Annotated in this window: 4 protein-coding genes and 1 pseudogene; 2 read left to right on the forward strand and 3 right to left on the reverse strand. The window is 43.1% G+C overall.

Annotation, left to right across the window (positions count from 1 at the left end; translation table 11 throughout):
• The coding region (locus ABF638_RS37565; RefSeq protein ID WP_435027818.1) for a tyrosine-type recombinase/integrase at positions 1-962 on the forward strand (962 nt) is incomplete at its 5' end.
• A 3-nt stretch (positions 963-965) separates the two neighbouring features.
• Complete coding sequence (locus ABF638_RS37570) at positions 966-1,430, forward strand: hypothetical protein (protein ID WP_435027819.1); 465 nt, start codon at positions 966-968, stop codon at positions 1,428-1,430.
• 190 nt (positions 1,431-1,620) lie between these two features.
• On the opposite strand, the pseudogene ABF638_RS37575 reads toward ABF638_RS37570, so the two are convergent.
• From ABF638_RS37575 to ABF638_RS37585, 3 genes and pseudogenes are all read right to left on the reverse strand, one after another.
• Positions 1,621-1,800, reverse strand: a pseudogene (locus ABF638_RS37575) (YgjP-like metallopeptidase domain-containing protein); the annotation flags it as partial.
• Between the two features lie 68 nt (positions 1,801-1,868).
• Complete coding sequence (locus tag ABF638_RS37580) at positions 1,869-2,441, reverse strand: hypothetical protein (protein ID WP_435027820.1); 573 nt, start codon at positions 2,439-2,441, stop codon at positions 1,869-1,871.
• Positions 2,442-2,446: 5 nt separating this feature from the next.
• Positions 2,447-2,743: a hypothetical protein gene (locus ABF638_RS37585; protein WP_435027821.1), complete on the reverse strand. Its 297-nt coding sequence runs from the start codon at positions 2,741-2,743 to the stop codon at positions 2,447-2,449.
• Positions 2,744-2,833: the final 90 nt, after the last annotated feature.

Here is a 2,833-nt window from a genome sequence, read left to right on the forward strand (position 1 = left end):
GTGAAGCTCTACATTTCACACAGCCAGGAGAAACTAGAAGACCACCAACCGATATTCGGTGGGTAAAAGTTCTGGAGTTTTTACGCAGCAACAATCTCGCACTCAACAGCCGCAAACTCTACGAACGCGAACTCAAAAGGTTTTTGGCTTGGAGTGAGCTGCACTATCATGAACTGCGTCCACGTCATCTTGCGCTATATAAAGAATATCTCCGTGATGAAATACGGACTGATGTTGGTAAACCGCTTTCAAAAAGCAGCATTAATGCGGGAATTGCGGCACTCAAAAGCTTTTTCAAATGGATGTGTTACACGTATCCTGAAATTATTGCTACTAATCCCACACTGGGGATAAAACTGGAAAAAGTGCCACTGCCACCAGCCCAGAGTTTAACCCCAGAAGAGATGGAACGGGTTTGGTCAGCGTTGGAATTATTAGGAGAAACAAAGCAACGGGATACAGCACTAGTTCACATTCTCAGTCATGGACTCCGGGCAGGGGAAGTTGTACAGCTAAATGTTGGCTCATTTGATGGCAAGCTGCTATTTTTACCAGACACCAAAACCAATGAACCACGCTTAGTTCCACTAAAAAAAGAGAGTCGGGAAGTTTTAGCAGAGTATTTACAATTGCGCGAACAGCAGGGAGAGGTTTTGACCAGCCTTAGACCACTGATGATTTCACACCATCCTTCATACAAGGGCGAACGCTTGAGTTATCACGGCATTTACTTCGCTGTGGAAAGAATCGGTGAAATAACTCACATTGAAGATTTACATCCTCACTCCTTTCGTCACACCTACGCTACTGACTTATTGCTATTGAAAGTTGACCCCAGTCATGCACGAAAATTAACAGGACATCAAAGCGAGAAAGCGTTTCGGCGCTATACCCTTCGCAGCGAACAAGAAGCCGCGATCGCTGCTTACTATCGTGCAATCGGTGAAACTCAAGGGGAGTAAGGTATGCCAAAGCCACTCGATCCCAAGTGTCAATTATGTTCCAAACTACCAACTGCCCAAGCTAAAGTTTTACATGGAACAGCAGGGGATGGGTGTTGGAATCCACGCATTTGCCACAATCGTCGCTCATTCTATCGCCACCGCTCCCAGAAGAATTCAGCAGAAATTGATGCAATCGCAGTCGAACCACCAGCAACATATTTTGCCGTGCTGTATTTGTATAAAGAACCGGGGGATAAGCCATTGCACGCTATGTCGGCAGAACTCTGGCTAGGGCAAAAACCTGTTTGTCGTTTAGAACCAATTCACTGTTTTGGGCTAACGGCTGGCAAGATCCGCGCCTATACAGATCAGGTGTTGCAGGCTTTTGCCAGACAATATGGTGTTTCACTATATCAATATAAGGATCTGTTCGAGATTGCACCAACACATTGTCCAGTGCGCCCTTGTCCCCTGCACCCTGACTGATCGTCATACAAGCGATCGCTCCAGCCTCACTCACATTCATACTTCCCAAGATTCCAGTTTTAACCTAGCGTGGCAAAACTAACTAGAGCAAAAACTTAAACGTAGTAAATTCGTTATTATTGAAAATTTTGGTTTACCTATTTACGCCTATTTCAATCATGAAAAATCTACTCTAGCAAGTTTTACCACTCTAGGTTTTAACCCTTCCGCACCCTCCAGTCCGGCATGACACATAAAAGAGTTTGCCAAAAACCATCACCATGATTGCGGTGCAGCAAGGCAGCAAGTGAACAATCTCATGAGCTACCACATATTCCAAAACTGACAAAGGCGCATCAACTAACTGCCAATTGATGCGAATCACCCTATCTTTAGAGCAGGTTTCTCAAACTCGCTTCTGCTCTGAAAGCTTGACAGGTGTTAATTAAACACCCATCGTCACTTCATACCCGTGAAGCCCTCAATTGGATAGAGATCATCAAAGCCCGCTAAAAAATTACTAGCGTAAAGTAAATGGTAATCTTTTAGAGTGGGCGGATCTTTTATATGACCTTCCTCTTCTTCAACAAGGTATTGCTTACCGTAAAGCCGTTGATAAGCATGTATAGGAACTGGAGGCTCAAAGCCACTATCTAGTTCCTGGTAATAGTCTAATGAACAAGCTAAAGTAACTGATTGTTCCATCCGTAGACGGTCGGTAACTAACAAACCTCCGTCTGGGTGAGGCTGTAATGGTATTTTTATTGCTTCCCACCAACCGCTATACCAAAGCTCTTGTCGAATATGCCCAACCCATTCATTGTACCTATGAATTGATTCGTCCTTGTCTGGATCGCCAGTGTAGCTATCATTGTATTGAGCGATTTCCACCAAAAAGCCCCACTTTGTACGCCATTCAATATCAAAGGATCTATCGCAATAAGGTAATGGCCACGGTTTAACTAATTGAAAGCATTGTTTCTTATCACAATCAAAAAATTCACAAATTAATCCTATTGGGCATTTACTCATGGTTCCTAAAATGTCATTTGTTGTACATTTTTAATGTTGCCAGTGCCATTACACCAATTGCATTTTTGAGGCGACTGATCGCCCAACCAGCGATAGACCTTTCCCTCCCCAGCACAAGCAGAACACTGATCTAAGATTGCATCTAACACGCCACACATATATTTTTGTGCAGCTTCTTGGGTGGGATAATCAGCATGAGATTTTAAGCTTGCGCCTTTCTCTTTGGGGTGTTTTGCTGTAGCGTACCAAAATTCTGTAATGTCATCTTGGTAGGTTTGAATACTTGTAACACGGTGTTTCATTTTTATCATAAAGTTAACTAAAAAGTTGATTTAAGATATTGTTTATTTGCCCGGAAAAGCAATAAGAGCAACTGTGAGTAGCTTCATTAT

Origin of the sequence: Nostoc sp. CALU 1950 (assembly GCF_051172895.1) — a bacterium.
GTDB lineage: Bacteria > Cyanobacteriota > Cyanobacteriia > Cyanobacteriales > Nostocaceae > Nostoc > Nostoc edaphicum_A.